The following is an 18,095-nucleotide window of genomic DNA, read 5'->3' on the forward strand; positions in this document are numbered from 1 at the left end:
AACGCCTCATAAAAAACAACCAAATCTATAGGGAAATATAAAAAACTTAATACAAATTTAAATCCTGTTCCAGGAAATTTAATATCCGTGAGAAATCTTTATGCAAAGCAACTGCCTGACCAAATACTAATAGGACCGGCCCTGTGTTATCAATGGATACTTCTTCTGCAACTTCCTCTATTGTATTAACGACACCAATGGCCAATCTTTCATTTTTCATTGAGCCGTTCTGTATAACGGCCGCCGGCAACCGCCCCTTACCAAGTTTTTTATAAATCGATACGATTTCAGGCAATTGCGCAAAGCCCAATAACACGACAACAGTCGCTCTGCTTCGCGCAGCTTCCTCAATCTCCCAATTAAACGAACCATTACTATCGGTGGCGCTTAAAATCCACAAACTATCACTGTTTCCCTTATGGGTAACGGGGATCCCCTGCAAACCGGGCACAGAAATGGCACTGCTTATTCCGGGTATAATTTCCGTTTCCACGCTGTACGATGCCGCATATTCCAACTCTTCATACCCCCTTCCGAAAACGAAAAGGTCGCCTCCTTTCAATCGGACCACATGTCCAAAATTTAGCGCATAATCAACCATTAAGCGATTGACTGTTGTTTGCGAAAAGTTTTCGTCTCCTGATGGATTACCAACATAAACGCGGGTTGCCTCTTTGGGAGCGTAGCTTAATAATGCTTCGTCCACTAACGCATCGTATATTACGACATCCGCTGTTTTAAGTGCTTTAACACCTTTTATGCTAATCAAATCGGGATCTCCCGGGCCTGCGCCTACCAAGGTGATTTTTGGTTCGACATATACCTTCTCAAATTCGGGATGTTGCTGCCTTTCCATATATTGCCTCCTATTTATATCAATTAAAAAAAAAGCCTCCGCAGGTTACTGAAGAGGCCTCTTGGAAATCTATACGCTCTCTCCTAACTTGTTAATAAATAACACATATTATTCATATTTTTACAGATGGAGCGTTTCATATTTTCAAAATTAAAAATCAACGAGACAAATATATATAAAATATACCAATTTAGTAGTCTTTTTTATTAAAATTTTTATTTTTCTTTTAAAATATTGGTTATCAGGTCATTAATTACAAACCTAAAGCTAGATTCTCTTCACGCTTAATAATATCGGCAATGCTGGTATCATTCAAAATCTGTAACATCGCATTTCTAACATCTACGAAAGTATCTCTGATACCACAAGTTTCTTCGGTTTTGCATTCATCACATCGCCTATAAAAATTCAAGCTTACGCAGGGTAGCAAGGCTATAGGGCCGTCGGTGAGTCTGATAACTTGCGATAAGCGAATGTCTTCCGGGTCTTTGTTTAAACTATATCCTCCGCCCGCTCCCTTTTTGCTATACAATATACCCGCATTTCGCATTTCCAGTAATATTTGCTCAAGAAATTTCTTCGGAATGTTTTCCTCTTCAGCAATTTTTAAAATCTGCATCGGCTCTTTCCCGTAGTTCTTTCCCAGTACAATAAGAGCTTTAATGGCATATTTTGATTTTTTCGACAGCATATTATTCCTTTGCTTTTTGTAAAATTACGAATTTTCCTTTAGTAATAAAGGTCAACAATCCTCTATGCAATCACATATGTGCTTTGAGGAACTGACCGGTATAAGACTGCGAATGCTTGACAAGATCCTCCGGTGTTCCTTCAAATACAAGCTCTCCACCCTTCTCTCCACCCTCCGGCCCGATATCTATCACCCAGTCGGCACATTTGATGACATCCATGTTATGCTCAATGACTAAGATGGTATTACCCTGAGCAATCAATGCATCAAATGACTTCAATAACTTTCGAATATCGTGAAAATGAAGCCCGGTAGTAGGTTCATCAAAAATAAAAAGTGTATTCTTACTGTTGTTTCCCTTCACCAGAAACGAAGCTAACTTAATACGTTGTGCTTCCCCTCCCGACAAGGTATTCGACGATTGACCGAGCTTCACATAACCTAACCCTACATCCGCCAGCGGTTGGATTTTATTGAGTATCTTCGCTTGTTTGCCGAAAAAAGTCAAAGCTTCCTCTACCGTTAATTCCAGTACATCATAAACATTCTTATCTTGCCACGTTATATCCAGCACCTGTTGTTTAAACCGTTTACCTCCACAAGCCTCACAGGTAAGATAAATATCGGCCATAAACTGCATTTCAATTTTCACTTCCCCTTCTCCTTGGCAAACATCACATCGTCCTCCTTCTACGTTAAAAGAGAAAGCCGCTGGCTTTAACCCCGCAGCTTTTGCAGCTGGCTGACTACTATACAGCGCTCGTATATCGTCCCACGCCTTTACGTAGGTTACCGGATTCGATCTCGAAGACCTCCCTATCGGATTCTGATCTACCATCTCGACACGTTCAACAAGCTGAAGATCTCCATCCAAACCATCAAAAACACCGGTTTGCTCGCCGGAATAATTACCGGTCGCTTTCTGCAAAGCAGGATACAATATACGCTTCACCAAGGAAGTTTTCCCCGAACCAGACACACCGGATACTACCGTAAAGGTATACAACGGAAATTTCACGTCAATCCCTTTCAGATTGTTCTCCCGAGCACCTTTTATCTCTACAAAGTGCTGCCACTTCCTTCTACTACTTGGTATACCAATGGCCTCGATTCCGTTTAGGTATTTTCCGGTCAAACTCTGCTCGTCCTTAAGAATCTCTTGATATGTTCCCGAAAAAACAAGCTGCCCACCATGTACACCGGCTTCCGGACCAATATCAATAAGGTAATCCGCAGCCTGCATCATTTCTTCTTCATGTTCTACCACCAAAACAGTATTGCCAACATCACGTAAAGATTTAAGCACCCCGATTAGACGTTGGGTATCGCGTGGATGTAAACCGATACTCGGTTCGTCTAAGACATATATGGAACCCACCAAAGAACTTCCTAAAGAGGTTGCTAAGTTAATCCGCTGTGATTCGCCGCCCGAAAGTGTGTTTGAAAGGCGGTTCAATGTTAAATATCCTAGCCCCACTTCCGTTAAAAAACGCACGCGGTTCTTTACTTCTATCAATAACCTTTTTGCAATTGTCTCCTCGTGCTTATCTAATGATAGATTGTTGAAGAAATCTAACAAATCATCAAGAGGCATAAGCACCATATCGGTAATTGATTTCCCTCCTACTTTAACATAGGCTGCATCTTTACGTAGTCGGGTTCCCTTACAATCCGGACAATCCGTCTTCCCCCGATAACGTGATAACATAACTCGGTATTGAATTTTATAGGTCTGCTCTTCCAATTCTTTAAAGAAATCATCCAAACCACTAAAATATTGATTCCCGCTCCACAAGACTTGCCTTTGTTGGGGCGATAAATCTTTATAGGCTCTATGCACCGGAAAGTCAAATTTTATGGCCACTTTAACAAATCGGTTCAACCATTCTCCCATTTTCTCTCCTCTCCAGGGAGCGATTGCTCCATCGTATACCGATTTGCTCTTATCGGGCACTACTAAGTCGGGATCTATCCCGATCACTTTCCCATACCCTTCACACCTGCTACAAGCTCCATAGGGATTATTAAAGCTGAAAAAGTTAGGAGTCGGTTCTTCAAATGCCATACCGTCTAACTCAAATCGATCACAGAAAAAATGTTCCTTTTCTCCATCATCAATATAACAGTCCCCCTTTCCCTCAAAGAAGGCCGTCTGGACTGAATCAGCAATTCTACTTAAAGTTTCGTCTTCTTGATTCACACGAATACGGTCAATAACGATTCGTAAATCACCTAAGTTGACACTGCTATTAGCAACCTTTTTATCTTCGATTAGGGACTCGATTTTCTCAATTCGGCCTAAGTACTCCACTCGAACAAAACCCTTTTGAAGCAAGACGGCTAATTCTTCTTTTAGTTTCCGCTGATTATGAGGATGAAGGGGGCTTAAAATCGTTATTTGTGTATCACTAGGCAGTGAGGACACAAAATTTACTACATCTGTAACGCTGTCTTTTCGCACTTCTTTTCCTGATATGGGCGAGATGGTCTTTCCTATACGGGCAAACAATAACTTCAAATAGTCATAAATTTCTGTTGATGTTCCCACTGTAGACCTCGGATTACTTGTAATTACTTTTTGCTCAATGGCAATTGCCGGGGCAATTCCTTTGATGTAATCTACCTCCGGTTTATTCATACGCCCCATAAACTGTCTAGCGTAGGAAGATAAGCTTTCTACATACCGGCGTTGCCCCTCTGCATAAAGTGTATCAAAAGCTAGGGATGATTTTCCTGAGCCCGACATACCTGTGATAACTACCAACCTGTTTTTCGGTATGGTTACATCAATGTTTTTTAAATTATGGACGCGTGCGCCTTTGATAAGTATATGAGATTTTGCGTTTGAATCAACCTTTTGTGCCATGTATACCTCGTAATTTGCTTTTTTTAAACGATTTCCGCCTCGTCGTTACCTACGTAAATCGAGCGTACAAAAATACAGAATAAAGAAACAACAAACGATTTTCATATTTTTTCTTTGTTTTTCTAAAAAAAATGTTTTGCTTTGAAAAAATTTATTAATGTATCGATTGGGTTAAACCAATGGCTTACTTAAATTTAGGAGGACTGCTATAGAGGAAAAAACTACTTAACATACTTTTTTATAACAAAAAAAAGACGAAGTAGCATAGCATGACACTGCAAAAGAAAACTGACCGACAACTAATTCATTTGTATTTAGCCGGAAATGAGGCTGCAATTGAAGAGTTAGTACATCGATATAAATCAAAAATTTACACTTCCATTTACTTATTGGTAAAAGATCCTTATTTAGCGGAGGACCTTTTTCAGGATACTTTCATCAAAGTTATCAGTACGCTGCAAGCTGGGAGATATAATGATGAAGGCAAATTTCTCCCCTGGGCCATGCGAATCGCGCATAACTTGGTGATTGACTATTATCGTAAAGAGAAGCGTACGCCCCTTATCGCCAATAGTGATGGATTTGATATATTCGACGTATTGCCGTTCTACGATGAAAGTACTGAAGAGCGTATTATCAGACAGCAAACACATAAGGATCTTAGGAAGATGATCCAATTATTGCCTGATGATCAAAAAGAGGTGCTGATTATGCGCCATTACGGAGATATGAGTTTTAAAGAGATTGCAGAAGTAACGGATGTTAGTATAAACACGGCATTAGGGCGCATGCGTTATGCGTTAAACAACCTCCGCAAGATGATATCAACATCTGAGGTCGCGTTAAAAACCGGTTAATTCTTCCATATCGGTTTGGCATATTAAACCGATGGAAACAGCATGTTTTATAGCCTCTCGATTGGTATTAAATAGACAGGTTTGAATTTCTGTTTCTTGAAGATTTTTAAAAAGCTGCAATGTTATTGCGGCTTTTTTAGGTTTTATGTTCCTTATATAAATAGCGGCTATTCGATCAGGAAGATCTTTAGCGAGTGCGGCATATATGATTGGATCTCTTTGTGAATTGTCGCCGATTAATACAAATTTCTGCTTAGGAAAAACGCGAAGCAGCCTACTGATTCTTCTGTATTTATCATCATGCCCTGTTTTTCCTGTTTTAAAAAAATCGAACCAACGCTTAAAATGGCTTAGCAAAAAGGAGCCATGTGGCAGTTTATTGTGAGCAAAAATACTTTGGAGATAATCATATAAATTCCATTCACTGCTTGATACATAAAAAAAAGGATTTAAGTGACGCATTTCAGTTCCTGATCGAGACAATAAATTGTACCAAAGGACATGATCTGAAAAGAGTTTTCTTCGATGGGCATTCTTAATCAGTAGTTCACGAAGACGCCTTAACACAGTCGCCGAATGCGATATGAGTACGGTATCATCGATATCCGAAACAAATACGTACTGTGTCGAATGCGGCACATAAACCTTGCCCTGTGTAAAGCCATGCAATTCCTCCTTACCGACTAATCCAATTTTCAGGTCATGTAGTCCGGGATCTAAATGGATGTCTGAGGCCCATTTAAACTTAAAAAAGCCATCCGGTTCCGCTATCGTTTCGATTACTTGATCATAAAAATGCAATCTTAAACGAACACTACCTACCGGGCGTACGAAAAACAGCTTCAATAAACTAAGGGTATGCTTCCAACCATCCTTTGAAAAATCACTCGCCTTTTTTGGTTTACGCTTAAGGACATGTCCATAAACCACTAAGTTTTTACTATGGCCATATCCATTGTATATTTTTATTTCAACTGATGTACCCATCATCCATCAAACATATAAAACAGTTATTGGTTTTATAGTTGTCAACACAAATATGAATGAACATAACTGCTTCCTTAAAACTATATGTCCTTATCAATAGAGGATCCGGTAATCAGCAAAACGACTTCGAGGAAGTTATTCGGGATTTCTACCGCGGTACGCATGTACTACATTTCTTCACGCTTTCAAAAACATCTTCCGTGGAAGAGATTCGTCAAGATATAATTGCGTTTGGCCCTCATCGGGTTCTTGCAGTAGGTGGTGATGGAACGGTTAAGTTGGCAGCCGAATGTCTGCTCGAAACAGATATTCCGCTCGCCATTATACCAACCGGCTCCGCGAACGGCATGGCTAAAGAGATCAACCTCAAAAACAACATCAAAGCAGCACTCGAATTAGCCGTAAACGGTACTCCAAAACTTATTCATGCTTTAAGGGTCAATGGGGAATTTAGCATTCACTTGGCGGATATAGGCATTAATGCACGCATTGTCAAAAAATTCCAATCCTTGGATGAACGAGGCATGATAGGCTATGCCAAGGCTGCATGGCAGGCTATCAAAAGACACAAAAAAATGCATGTTACCGTTAACGCTCAAGGGAAAAGTAAATCGCGAAAAGCCGAAATGGTGGTAATAGCAAACGGCACGAGCTATGGAACAGGTGTAAAAATAAACAAAACCGGTTCCCTATTTGACGACCAATTCGAGATTGTTATTGTCAAGTGGTTTTCCGTTTTGGAACTACTAAAAATGTGCTTTAGCTTCAAGACTCAATTTAATCCTTTTAAAACCGAAATTATACCTACCAACTATGCGAATTTAACTATAAGAGAAAATACGTCTCTACAGGTAGACGGCGAATATATTGGGAAGGTTAAACAGGTAGAGGTTCAACTTATAACTGATGCTGTACTTCTCGTCTGCAATAACGAAAAATTCAAATCAGAATACGCCTAAACAAACAAATATTCGGGCGCATTGATGTTTCTTTCCGGAACAGTTGTCTGAAGCTCCTGATGATAAACGTCCTATTACGATACACAGATTTTACCAATTCTTTGATGAGAACTAGTTAAAAAACATTAACTTCACTCCTTTCCTCATTAGAAACAATAAACCGAAGATTATGGCTAACTCGAATCTGAATCGTAGAGAATTCATTCAAGGCGCTGGCGCTGTTTTAACATTGTCTGCATTACAAGCTAAAGGGCTAACTTTTGCAGGTACTGCCAATAAGATGCAGGTTGGTTTAATTGGAGCAGGTTGGTATGGAAAAAGTGATCTCTTCAGACTCATTCAAGTAAGCGACATTAACGTTGTTGCCATATGCGATGTGGACAGCAATCATTTAAAAGAAGCCGGTAAATTGATAAGTTTAAGGCAGACTTCTAAGAAGGTTCCCGCATTGTACCGCGATTATAGGAAGATGTTAGCAGATCATAAATTGGATTTAGTTCTTATTGGTTCACCTGATCACTGGCATGCCCGACAAGCTATTGATGCGATGATGTCAGGCGCGCATCTCTATTTACAAAAGCCTGTTAGCGTTGATGTACTTGAAGGGGAGGCAATACTGAGTGCTGCAAGAAAATATAACAGAAAAGTACAGATAGGCACACAGCGAAGAAGCACTCCTCATTTGATTGATGCGAAAGAGAATGTAATCAATAAAGGCTTGCTTGGCAAGATATCTCACGTAGAGATGTGTTGCTATTATCATATGCGAAAGAACGGGAATCCACCGTTAGAGCCCGTTCCCGATTTCCTCGATTACGAAATGTGGACGGGCCCGGCTCCTTTACGTCCATATGACGGTTTGCCGCATGGAAGCTGGTGGAGAACCTTTATGGAGTATGGAAATGGAATTACAGGAGATATGTGCGTTCATATGTTTGATACGGTTCGTTGGCTATTACAACTTAGGTGGCCGAAACGCATCAGTGCAACAGGGGGAATTTACGTTCAAAAAGAGGGAAAGTCAAACATTGCAGATACGCAAACGGCTATTTTTGAATACGATGAATTGAACTGTATATGGCAACATCGCACCTGGGGAAATCCAGCTGACCCCGAATATCCTTGGGCATTTGTTATTTATGGTGACAAAGGCACCCTCAAGGGAAGCGTTATGAAGTATGAGTTTATTCCAACCGGTACGGGCGATCGCATTGTAAAAGACGTGGTTTACGAAAAGGAAGAGTTTCCGGCAGACTTAAATGAGCCTCGCATTGAATTGCACACAGCGCCAGCTACCAGGCGGCACATGCTGAATCTCCTATCGGCTATTGAAAACGACCATCTGCCGGTTGCAGATATTGAAGAAGGGCACATATCAACCGCCAGTTGCATATTAGCTAATCTTTCCATGCATTTGAATCGGCCATTGACATACGATCCACAAAAGAGGATATGTGTTAACGATCCGGAAGCGACAAAATTGCTGAGAAGACCGTACCGAAGCCCCTGGCAACACCCTTACATTTAAACGATCCTGCAAATTGTATTTACCAGATAAAGGGCAACCATCTATCGGTATGCAGGCGTAAATGACATAAAAAAAGGAAACGACCACATTACGGTGTTTCCTTCAGTAGCGGGGAGCAGGATCGAACTGCCGACCTCAGGGTTATGAATCCTGCGCTCTAACCATCTGAGCTACCCCGCCATTTTTACCCTTTCTCGTTTGGGTTTGCAAATATAGTTTATTTTCCTTTTCTTTAGAAAAAAAGTTAAAAAAGTATTTTGGAACACAATTATTATCCTAAACCATTATGGCAGAAAAAAGGAAAATGCAGTTAGAGTATGAAATAAAGTCTTCTCCTAAAATATTATACTCATTTATAAGTGAGCCAAATGGATTAGCGCAATGGTTTGCCGACGACGTTATATATCGAGATAACAAATATCATTTTGTATGGGATGACGAAACGCACCCGGCCAAGCTGTTGGCAGCTCGCGAAAACAAAAGCGTAAAATTCGCTTGGTTGGATGACTCCCCCTATTACCTTGAATTAGAGATTTTACAGGATGAATTAACAAACGATGTGGCGCTCGCCATTACCGACTTCGCTGCCGAGGAGAATGAAGCTGAAAGAAAACTAATCTGGAACAATCAGATTAAATATCTTTTAAGTGTGCTTGGCGCATAAATTTCGTACCTTTGTGAAAGGTTTCGCTTCAATCTAACGAGAGCGAGCATAGATGGAGAAAGATTATTGGCTTTTAACTCATTCAACAAACGCTTTAATTGAAAGGAATGTTGTTTGGAGATGGTAAAGCCGGAAAAACTATTTTGTTCAATGAAAAAAGTTCATGTACTGGTATTAAAGGCTTTTTTTAAACCTTTTATAGTTACATTTTTCATTGTGATGTTTGTGTTGTTAATGTTATTTCTATTTAAGTACATTGACGACCTGATTGGTAAAGGCTTTGAGTGGTATGTAATATTAGAGCTTTTATGGTATGCTTCAGCCGCTCAAATTTCAATGGCCATGCCCTTGGCTATGCTTTTATCCTCCATTATGACCTTTGGAAATCTCGGTGAAAGCTACGAATTAGTGGCCATAAAGGCGGCAGGTATCTCCTTACGTAAAGCAATGATGCCCCTCATTATTCTGGTCAGTCTTATCAGCATCGGATCCTTCTTCTTTAGTGATTATATCCTCCCTGTAACGAACCTGAAAATGGGTTCGCTTTTGTATGACGTAAGAAATAAAAAAGCTGACTTTCTAATTAAGGATGGAATTTTTAACAACAGCATACCGGGCTATTCCATACGTGCAAAAAATAAAAGCAAGGACGGTACCGTATTATATAATTTAATTATATACCAGCACGGTAATATTTCCCGAGGAACGAACGTATTGTTAGCGAAGGAAGGTGTCATGTACAATTCCCGCGATAATAACTATATGATTCTGAAATTAAAAGATGGCGTTCGGTATGAAGAAACAACTGCAGGTGATCGCTCTTATAATCCAAGACAACAGTTTACCCGCTACTATTTTGATCAAACAGAACAAAAGTTTGATATGTCCACCTTTCAGATGAAAAGGACCGATGAAGATCTCTTCAAAAGCCACTCGATGATGCTTAATCTAAAGCAGCTTCGTTATTATACCGATTCAACGACGAAGATCCTCGACAGCATACGAGGCAAGATTTTCAATGAGATCAAGTCGAATTATAAAATATTCAATAGTTATCAAGCAGCTCAAAACAAACCGGTTGAGGCCGCTGGAGCTTTAAAAAATTATAACAAATCGTTTGAAGAGATAATTCCTGTTGATAAACGTGTTGTAGCGGTTAATAATTCCCTCAATGATATTCGGTATATCAAAGAGGTACTGGATATGAAGGCAAAGTCTGACAAGGATTTTGACCTTTCCATCGTTCGATACATCCTGGAATATCATAAAAAATTTACCTTAGCGGTTTCTTGTCTACTTTTGTTTTCGATCGGCGCCCCACTTGGAGCAATTATCAGAAAAGGCGGATTAGGCCTCCCTGTAGTAATGGCTATAATATTTTTTCTTATCTATCACATTATTTCAACCGTTGCAGAAAAATCAGCCAAAGAAGGAAATATCGATCCGGTTTTAGGAACTTGGACCGCAATTATTGCTTTAACACCGCTTGGCATATTTTTAACCTACAAAGCGGCAACCGACTCATCTATTTTTGACATAGAAAGCTATAAATTAGCGATCAACAGATTTTTCGGAAAAATGGGCGAGCTATTCAAAAAAAGATTTGGCCGAAAACAGCATTCTTAAAAGACATGACGCTATAATTATAGAGGTGTACATGAACACACTTATCTTTGCATTACGTAACATTACAATACACGAATGGATTTTCATCTAAACACAATCGAAGAAGCGATTGAAGATATTAAAGCCGGTAAGGTCATCATTGTTGTAGACGACGAAGACCGCGAGAATGAAGGCGATTTTATAGCCGCGGCAAGTAAAGCAACACCCGAAGTTATCAACTTTATGATTACACACGGAAGAGGCTTGGTCTGCGTCCCCTTAACTGAGCAGCGGTGTCAAGAGCTTGAATTAAAACCAATGGTAGGGCAAAACACGGCGGTATACGAAACTAATTTTACCGTATCAGTCGACCTTCAGGGATATGGATGTACAACAGGAATTTCAGCGTCTGATCGTTCGAAAACAATTCAAGCTTTAATCAATCCTGACATTAAACCGGAAGAATTAGGGCGTCCTGGACACATCTTTCCATTGATAGCAAAAGACGGTGGCGTTTTGCGAAGAACAGGCCACACGGAAGCAGCTGTTGATCTGGCCCGATTGGCTGGCCTTGAGCCTGCCGGTGTTTTGGTTGAAATCCTAAAAGAAGATGGCGAGATGGCTAGACTTCCGGATCTGATAGAAGTTGCCAAAAAATTTGATTTAAAGATCATTTCCATAGAAGATTTGATCGAGTATCGCTTAACAAAAGACTCTTTAATTAACAAAGAGGTATCTGTTAAGCTTCCCACTGAGTGGGGGGATTTTAACTTAGTAGCCTACAAACAAAAAAATACAGGTGAACAACATTTAGCCCTTGTTAAAGGTTCTTGGGAACCTGACGAACCCATTCTTGTTAGAGTACATAGCTCTTGTCTAACAGGTGATATTTTCGGATCGTGTCGTTGTGATTGCGGGCCCCAGTTACATAAAGCCATGGAAATGATTGAGCAAGAAGGCAAAGGGGTTATTGTATATATGAACCAAGAGGGACGCGGCATCGGCTTGATCAATAAGCTGCATGCTTACAATCTCCAAGAAAATGGACTAGACACAGTCGATGCAAATATTAAACTTGGTTTCAGCCCAGACTTAAGGGATTATGGCATCGGAGCACAAATCCTTCGCAACTTAGGGGTCACTAAAATGCGCCTTATGTCAAACAATCCCACAAAACGGGCTGGTTTGGTTGGTTACGGCCTCGAGGTTGTTGAAAATGTTGCATTAGAAATACAATCTAATAAGCATAACGAGCTTTATCTCCGTACTAAAAGAGATAAAATGGGCCATACGATTATGAAAAACACCTAATAGAGCGAATTATCGCCAAAGTAAACTGGAATAAATGAGCTGAATCTTTTGTTCTAGTTTACTTTTGAACCTTTGACCGAAGTACTTTCCTCTTTTTCCTGAATTGGTTTCGGATTTTCTTCTTCCTCTTCTTTCTTCTTACGGGTTAGCATGAACATCCGTTTAAAGAACTCACCGAAGGTATCGAAATCCTGCCTATATACCAATCCAAAAGCACTTACATATTCATCTGTTGGATTCAAAAAATTTCGATTGTTCAGTCGATTTGAAGCTCTGAACAATAAATTACCATTTTTTCGGATCAGGTATAATGCTTCAACATCACTAGCAACTTGATTTCCAAATACGTTTAGGTCGTTTAGCTGGCTACGGCGATCGGTTATCCCTCCAGTCAATATAAGTCTATTGTTCAATAATCGAATGGAAGCACTGGCTTCATTCAGCGAACGAATGTTAAAATCGACGAAATTTAAATTCAACGATTGTGAAATAATGTTATTCAACTGATTGAATGCCAGTTCAGTACCCGCACTCAGGAATGTACTATTCAACTCTGTAGTCAAATCCGTTCCTGTTCCGGGAGCAAAGCTTCTTCTAACAATCAAGCTCAAGGCTTGTTGATTTACGTTGTTCGCATCGCTAAGGTAGCTCTGCAGTTCATCTTTTACATACGAATCAACCGGAAAATCAATAGCAAAGCTTATGTCAGGATGAAGAAGGTTCCCTGCTAAAATCATTTCGGCCTGCGCTACAACCCGTTGATCTGTCCCTTGCCTTCCCGCTGCCGTATAGAGCGGTCTGACACTTGTCCTTACTTCATACATGGCGGTTAAATTGATAAGCGCTTCTGCGGGATTCCCGGTCCAACGAATAGTTCCACCGCGATTGATCTCAAAGATCTTATTAATAAAATCCTGTGCAGTGAAAGTAAACTTCCCTTGCAGAATCACATACTCGCCAAACATCTCGAAATCGCCCAAACTGGTTATATTCATGGTTATATTACCGTTTCCTACACCCGACAATTTGCCAAGGTCTGTAATGATGGTTGCTTGTGCATTCCTACTGATATCCAGATCAATGTGTAGCGTTAAACCATCAAAATATGAGCCCCTGGTTTCGCTGAAGGTAGAATCTTTGGACACAAAAGTGATAAAATCATTCTCGCTCACCGTTCCGGACGCGTTTAGGGGTATATTAAAGCTGGTCCCCTCTTCTGTCGCTGCTTTAATGTCAATATCCATATTGCTGGTCGGTCCCTTAAACACAAAATCGCCGGTACCTATGCCGATGCCATAATAAAGCGGATTGTCTTTTGCCGTTGTATTCAACACCATGAATTTTTTGGCATTAATCTGAACATCAATAACCGGATCTAATGGGTTACTCATATCCACTGAGCCATTTGCTACGGCCTTATTGTTATTTTTATCGAGGATATCCAAATCTTTCAGCTCAATGGAACTATTGTTTACACCAACTCGATCATTGATGGTATAGCGCGTTTTAAGATAGTTTACGGTGAAGCTAGCATTTCTAAATTCACAATCTCCACTTATAATTGGGCTCCAAGGGGTTCCCTTGATGCTAATGGCTGCAGACACTGTCCCTGTTAAATCAGAGACTAGCTTCTTCAGAAATGGTTCAAAAAGCACGATTTCACTATCTTCCAAATTGGCTATTAAATCCAAGCTGTTTTCAGATGCCTTTGCATCGTATGATCCCGTTATCCGTAAGGTTTTAGTTCCTTGCCGATTCACCTCCATATTCATTCCGACTAAATCACTCGCCGGGTCCATTTTTGCGGTAAGGGTCATATCACCAATTTCCCTTCCATTATAATAAATATCCGAAGAATTGATGTCGGCTGAAATATAGGGATTCTTCAATAAGGAGAAGAGTTGGAAATTCCCATTTAATTTACCCTCCAATTCGATTCCAAGTGGATTCATTATTCCTGCAAGCGTCACCAAATTAAATTTATCAAAGGACACGTTTAACACATCTTCTTCATCTTTAGAAATCAACCCGTCAATTTTAACATGCTGTTCGCCATTTGCGAGTTCAAAGTCATTAACATGTATATTACCGCCGTGAAAGTCAAAATTCACCTTTTCTTCAAGTTTCCAATCTTCACGGTTTATGATCACATTTGAAGGCAACAAGCTTAGAATTGCTGCCTCCTTTTCATTAAATTCAACTAACCCGTTCAAATCCAATTGATTTTTCGCATCCACATCCGATAATTTCATATTAAAACGCAAACTATCATCACTCAGGATATTAGCTATGTTGATATTTTTTACATAAAGGCTATCGGTTATGTTTAATTGATCGGCTGTGACTGTCAAGTTAAGTGATTCGTCCATGGCTACTCCATCAACAATAATATCTGTGACTTTGATTTTTCCAACCTCTACCATCGGAATATAGGCGTTTAAATTGGCCGTGCTATCCACTGTAGAGAATTTTCCATTCACAAACATGGTGTCTGGAATCGTAATAAAAGGTGCGAAAAGCAACAACAGCGGTTCAGATCGTTTTAACTTAAGAGCAAAGTCAAACACTTGTTTACTGGATTTTTGCTCAATTTCCCACGACGGCAAATATCGTTTGGCAACCGATTTAAAGTAGGATGGAAAAGAAGCTAGATCAATCTCTCCATTCATCGTCGCATCAAGCATATCGGATTGCACGGCGATCTTTCGATTCGACCGTTCTCCTTCCGCTAAAAACACAATAGAATCAATGGAGATCGAGGAAGATGGCTTCCGCAAAACAATATGATGCAAACGCGCATTACCTACTATGTTATTAATAGTATTCCCCTGGAATTTGCCTGTCACCTGGCCTTCCAGCTGGAGGGAGTCCTTAATTAGCCCCATCTCCAGGAGATTAGCTTTTTCTACGATAGTCGAAAAATCATAGGAAGTTTCCGAGCTACGAAAGTCGACAGCAGCTTCTCCCTGCAGTTTTAAATTCCGATCGTTCACATCGACTTGAGCATGTAAGACCCGAGCATCGACAGTTCCATCTAACCGAATGTTTCTGTAGTTTTTACCCTTGTAAATAACCGAAGCGATCTGGCTCTTTATGTTAGCATTCAATTCATTCAAAGAAAAGCCGGTACCCTGTATGTCCGCCTGCAAAGAAACCGACCCGACTTGTCGGTTGTCAAGCAGGCCGCTAATATTAAAACGCTCGGCCTTTAGGCTTCCTTCATATGAATTTTCATCCTTCAAGTTAATGGCTACTCTGGCATCGACCTGTCCCAGTACTGTCTTTAAACTCCCGTCGAGCTGAAAATCATTATAAAATCCCCTCGCTTTACCCGTATAGTTAACATGACCCAGGGATGTTAATATTGCAGGTAATTTAAAATCCTTTTGACCGCTAAAGCCGGCAATAGAGGGTTCCAAATCCGTTTTAATTGTGGCAAACTGCTCCAGATCCAGATCAAATATTGTTTTCTCAATATCAGGGAGCCCCGCAACGCTTATATTGCCTCGCAAGTAGGTTGCTTTTCCCGTTTTCAGCAATAAGCGCTCACCTTTGAAGTGTCTCACCGTACCTTTTAGTTTTCCACTTAAACCAACATTAAAGGCAACTTGATTCATACCGGGTGCAAAGAACGCAATATCTCTAGAATCTACTCGAGTATCCTCTGTTTCGGCATAAATTTCTACCTTCTCGATAAAGTTGGCAAAATCTGCCAAAGTAGCATATTTAAACCGGAGTTGTTTTCCCAATTTGCTTCTATTTGTTTGCACGGAAAGGTTTTCGAAATTCATAGACGTGCTATCCATTTTAAAAGAAGCATCAAGTCGTTTAAGTTCAAAACCACTTTTTTCTTTAAACTTCAATCCTTTTATATCGGCTTTTAACAAAAAGTTTTTGAAATCGATCGTTGAAAAATCTCCATGTAACCCTAAAATGTCTATATCATTAAAGTTAACACCCGCCGTATGACGCTTCACTAATTCATTCTTGTACCTGAAATGAATGTTATTAAGTTTTAGACTGTTCAGGTTTACTATAAAAGAGCTTTTTCTTTTTGGCTGCTTAGGTGCACTGAAGTAGTCTAAAATAAAAGTGAGGTTATTAACCGAATCGGCCTTTTTTTTCAAATAAAAGCGGCTATTCGACAGTGTTAAATCTTTTATTGTAATCTCCTTTGATCGTATACTCTCCAAATCTATACCGGCCCTAAGCTCTTGTGCAAACAGCAAAGTGTCGTGTGACAAATCTTCTATATAAAGGTTTCGAAGGGATAGAGAAGAAAAGGGTTTTAGGTATACTTCTTCAATCTCGATCTTTGTATGAAGTTCATTGGACAAATAAGAAGCGACTTGCCGTGCAACATAAGTTTGAACTGACCTAAATTGCAAGGCAAACAATATACCTACCAGCAATGCAAATATACCGGTGCAAATATAAAGTACTATTTTTGCTACTTTTTTAATAAATTTGCATTTAAAACATTAAACAATCTGTGCTTTGGCAACCATTCTCGGCATCGAATCCTCCTGTGATGAAACTTCGGCCTCTATTTGTATAGACGGAGAAATACGATCAAATATTATTTCGAATCAAACCGTACATGAAAAATTCGGTGGTGTTATTCCGGAATTAGCCTCGAGGGCCCATCAACAAAATATCATACCAACCGTTAGCGAAGCTATACGTGTGGCAAAAATACATAAAAATGAGATAGATGCCATAGCTTTTACAAGAGGTCCTGGCCTGCTTGGATCATTACTTGTGGGGACGTCCTTCGCAAAGGCCTTCGCACTTGCTCGGAATATTCCGCTTATCGAAGTTAACCATATGCAAGGGCATATACTGGCGCACTTTATTGAAGATCCCAAACCGAAGTTTCCGTTTTTGTGTTTAACGGTGTCAGGAGGTCATACGCAAATTGTTCTTGTCAAAAATTATTTTGATATGGAATTGGTTGGTCAAACAATTGACGATGCCGCAGGAGAAGCTTTTGACAAAACTGCCAAAATCTTAAATCTTCCCTATCCGGGGGGACCGCTAATAGATAAGCTTGCAAAGGAAGGCAATCCGCGTTTCAAATTTCCTGAACCTCAAATTAAGGACTTTGACTTTAGCTTCAGTGGTTTAAAAACAGCCATCTTATATTTCGTTCAGCAAAACACAAAAGAGAACCCAAATTTTTTACAAGAAAACATAAATGATATTTGCGCTTCTGTGCAAGATCGCATCATCAGCATCTTATTAAAGAAACTAAAATTAGCCGCTAATCAGCTTGAGATCGTTGATGTAGCTATCGCCGGCGGTGTATCAGCTAACTCGGGACTCAGAAGCGCATTAGTATCGCTTGCTGAGCAAGAACATTGGAATGTATATATTCCGAAATTTGAATATTGCACAGATAATGCAGCTATGATTGCAATCGCCGGATATTATAAATACCTTAATAACGATTTTGTTTCACAAGAAATTGCCCCACTTGCTCGCTGGAGTGTAAGTAATTAGGCCATTTCTCATTATACTGTTCACAATGGGAGCACCAAGTTTATTTTTTTTCGGCATTTTCGCCATTCCTCTTTTCGCTTTTCTCATATGGCTGATGCGAAAGGATAAAAGGAAAGGCATTTTTGGTATTATTGTTTTGATCATACTCGTTGTTTTCGCTATTGCAGCCTCGTTAAAAGCGAGTAAGAGTGAATTGGATAGGCAAAAATATGAAGAAATAGATCGCTAAAAGTTCAAGCCTTCATTTTATAAAGACACAAAAAAGGTGA

Annotated in this window: 13 protein-coding genes and 1 tRNA gene; 8 read left to right on the forward strand and 6 right to left on the reverse strand. The window is 39.9% G+C overall.

Annotated elements, in window-relative coordinates:
* Positions 1-46 precede the first annotated feature (46 nt).
* From cobA to uvrA, 3 genes are all read right to left on the reverse strand, one after another.
* Entirely contained in the window at positions 47-856 is an 810-nt protein-coding gene (cobA, locus tag ACH11B_RS02805) for a uroporphyrinogen-III C-methyltransferase (RefSeq protein ID WP_130858231.1), read from the reverse strand.
* Between the two features lie 253 nt (positions 857-1,109).
* Complete coding sequence (locus ACH11B_RS02810; protein WP_013663868.1) at positions 1,110-1,547, reverse strand: Rrf2 family transcriptional regulator; 438 nt, start codon at positions 1,545-1,547, stop codon at positions 1,110-1,112.
* A gap of 70 nt (positions 1,548-1,617) precedes the next feature.
* Positions 1,618-4,413, reverse strand: coding sequence for an excinuclease ABC subunit UvrA (gene uvrA / locus ACH11B_RS02815; RefSeq protein WP_377613084.1), 2,796 nt, complete (start codon positions 4,411-4,413; stop codon positions 1,618-1,620).
* 269 nt (positions 4,414-4,682) lie between these two features.
* Here uvrA and ACH11B_RS02820 point away from each other — a divergent pair, with 269 nt between their 5' ends.
* Complete coding sequence (locus tag ACH11B_RS02820) at positions 4,683-5,270, forward strand: RNA polymerase sigma factor (RefSeq protein ID WP_013663870.1); 588 nt, start codon at positions 4,683-4,685, stop codon at positions 5,268-5,270.
* On the opposite strand, the gene ACH11B_RS02825 is transcribed toward ACH11B_RS02820, so the two are convergent.
* Positions 5,256-6,260, reverse strand: coding sequence for an App1 family protein (locus ACH11B_RS02825; RefSeq protein WP_377613086.1), 1,005 nt, complete (start codon positions 6,258-6,260; stop codon positions 5,256-5,258). The two genes, ACH11B_RS02820 and ACH11B_RS02825, sit on opposite strands and share 15 nt — an antisense overlap.
* Before the next feature lie 53 nt (positions 6,261-6,313).
* Here ACH11B_RS02825 and ACH11B_RS02830 point away from each other — a divergent pair, with 53 nt between their 5' ends.
* Entirely contained in the window at positions 6,314-7,216 is a 903-nt protein-coding gene (locus ACH11B_RS02830) for a diacylglycerol/lipid kinase family protein (RefSeq protein ID WP_377613088.1), read from the forward strand.
* Between the two features lie 169 nt (positions 7,217-7,385).
* Positions 7,386-8,744, forward strand: coding sequence for a Gfo/Idh/MocA family protein (locus tag ACH11B_RS02835; RefSeq protein WP_013663873.1), 1,359 nt, complete (start codon positions 7,386-7,388; stop codon positions 8,742-8,744).
* Between the two features lie 106 nt (positions 8,745-8,850).
* Here ACH11B_RS02835 and ACH11B_RS02840 read toward each other — a convergent pair.
* Positions 8,851-8,924 (reverse strand) — tRNA-Met (locus tag ACH11B_RS02840).
* A 106-nt stretch (positions 8,925-9,030) separates the two neighbouring features.
* On the opposite strand from ACH11B_RS02840, the gene ACH11B_RS02845 reads away from it, so the two are divergent.
* The 3 genes from ACH11B_RS02845 (at position 9,031) to ACH11B_RS02855 (ending at position 12,324) form a co-directional block, all read left to right on the forward strand.
* Positions 9,031-9,408, forward strand: a complete 378-nt coding sequence (locus tag ACH11B_RS02845) for an START-like domain-containing protein (protein WP_013663874.1) — start codon at positions 9,031-9,033, stop codon at positions 9,406-9,408.
* 150 nt (positions 9,409-9,558) lie between these two features.
* On the forward strand, positions 9,559-11,034 hold the full coding sequence (locus tag ACH11B_RS02850; protein ID WP_041387880.1) for an LptF/LptG family permease: 1,476 nt from the start codon (positions 9,559-9,561) through the stop codon (positions 11,032-11,034).
* A gap of 75 nt (positions 11,035-11,109) precedes the next feature.
* The gene (locus ACH11B_RS02855; RefSeq protein ID WP_013663876.1) at positions 11,110-12,324 is read left to right on the forward strand and encodes a bifunctional 3,4-dihydroxy-2-butanone-4-phosphate synthase/GTP cyclohydrolase II; all 1,215 of its coding nucleotides are present in this window, start codon (positions 11,110-11,112) and stop codon (positions 12,322-12,324) included.
* Positions 12,325-12,377: 53 nt separating this feature from the next.
* On the opposite strand, the gene ACH11B_RS02860 is transcribed toward ACH11B_RS02855, so the two are convergent.
* Positions 12,378-16,661: a translocation/assembly module TamB domain-containing protein gene (locus tag ACH11B_RS02860; protein ID WP_377613091.1), complete on the reverse strand. Its 4,284-nt coding sequence runs from the start codon at positions 16,659-16,661 to the stop codon at positions 12,378-12,380.
* Positions 16,662-16,821: 160 nt separating this feature from the next.
* On the opposite strand from ACH11B_RS02860, the gene tsaD reads away from it, so the two are divergent.
* Positions 16,822-17,826, forward strand: coding sequence for a tRNA (adenosine(37)-N6)-threonylcarbamoyltransferase complex transferase subunit TsaD (gene tsaD, locus ACH11B_RS02865; RefSeq protein WP_130858235.1), 1,005 nt, complete (start codon positions 16,822-16,824; stop codon positions 17,824-17,826).
* Between the two features lie 25 nt (positions 17,827-17,851).
* Entirely contained in the window at positions 17,852-18,055 is a 204-nt protein-coding gene (locus tag ACH11B_RS02870) for a hypothetical protein (RefSeq protein WP_377613093.1), read from the forward strand.
* Positions 18,056-18,095 lie beyond the last annotated feature (40 nt).

The organism is Olivibacter sp. EAT-5, assembly GCF_044784325.1.
GTDB lineage: Bacteria > Bacteroidota > Bacteroidia > Sphingobacteriales > Sphingobacteriaceae > Olivibacter > Olivibacter oleidegradans.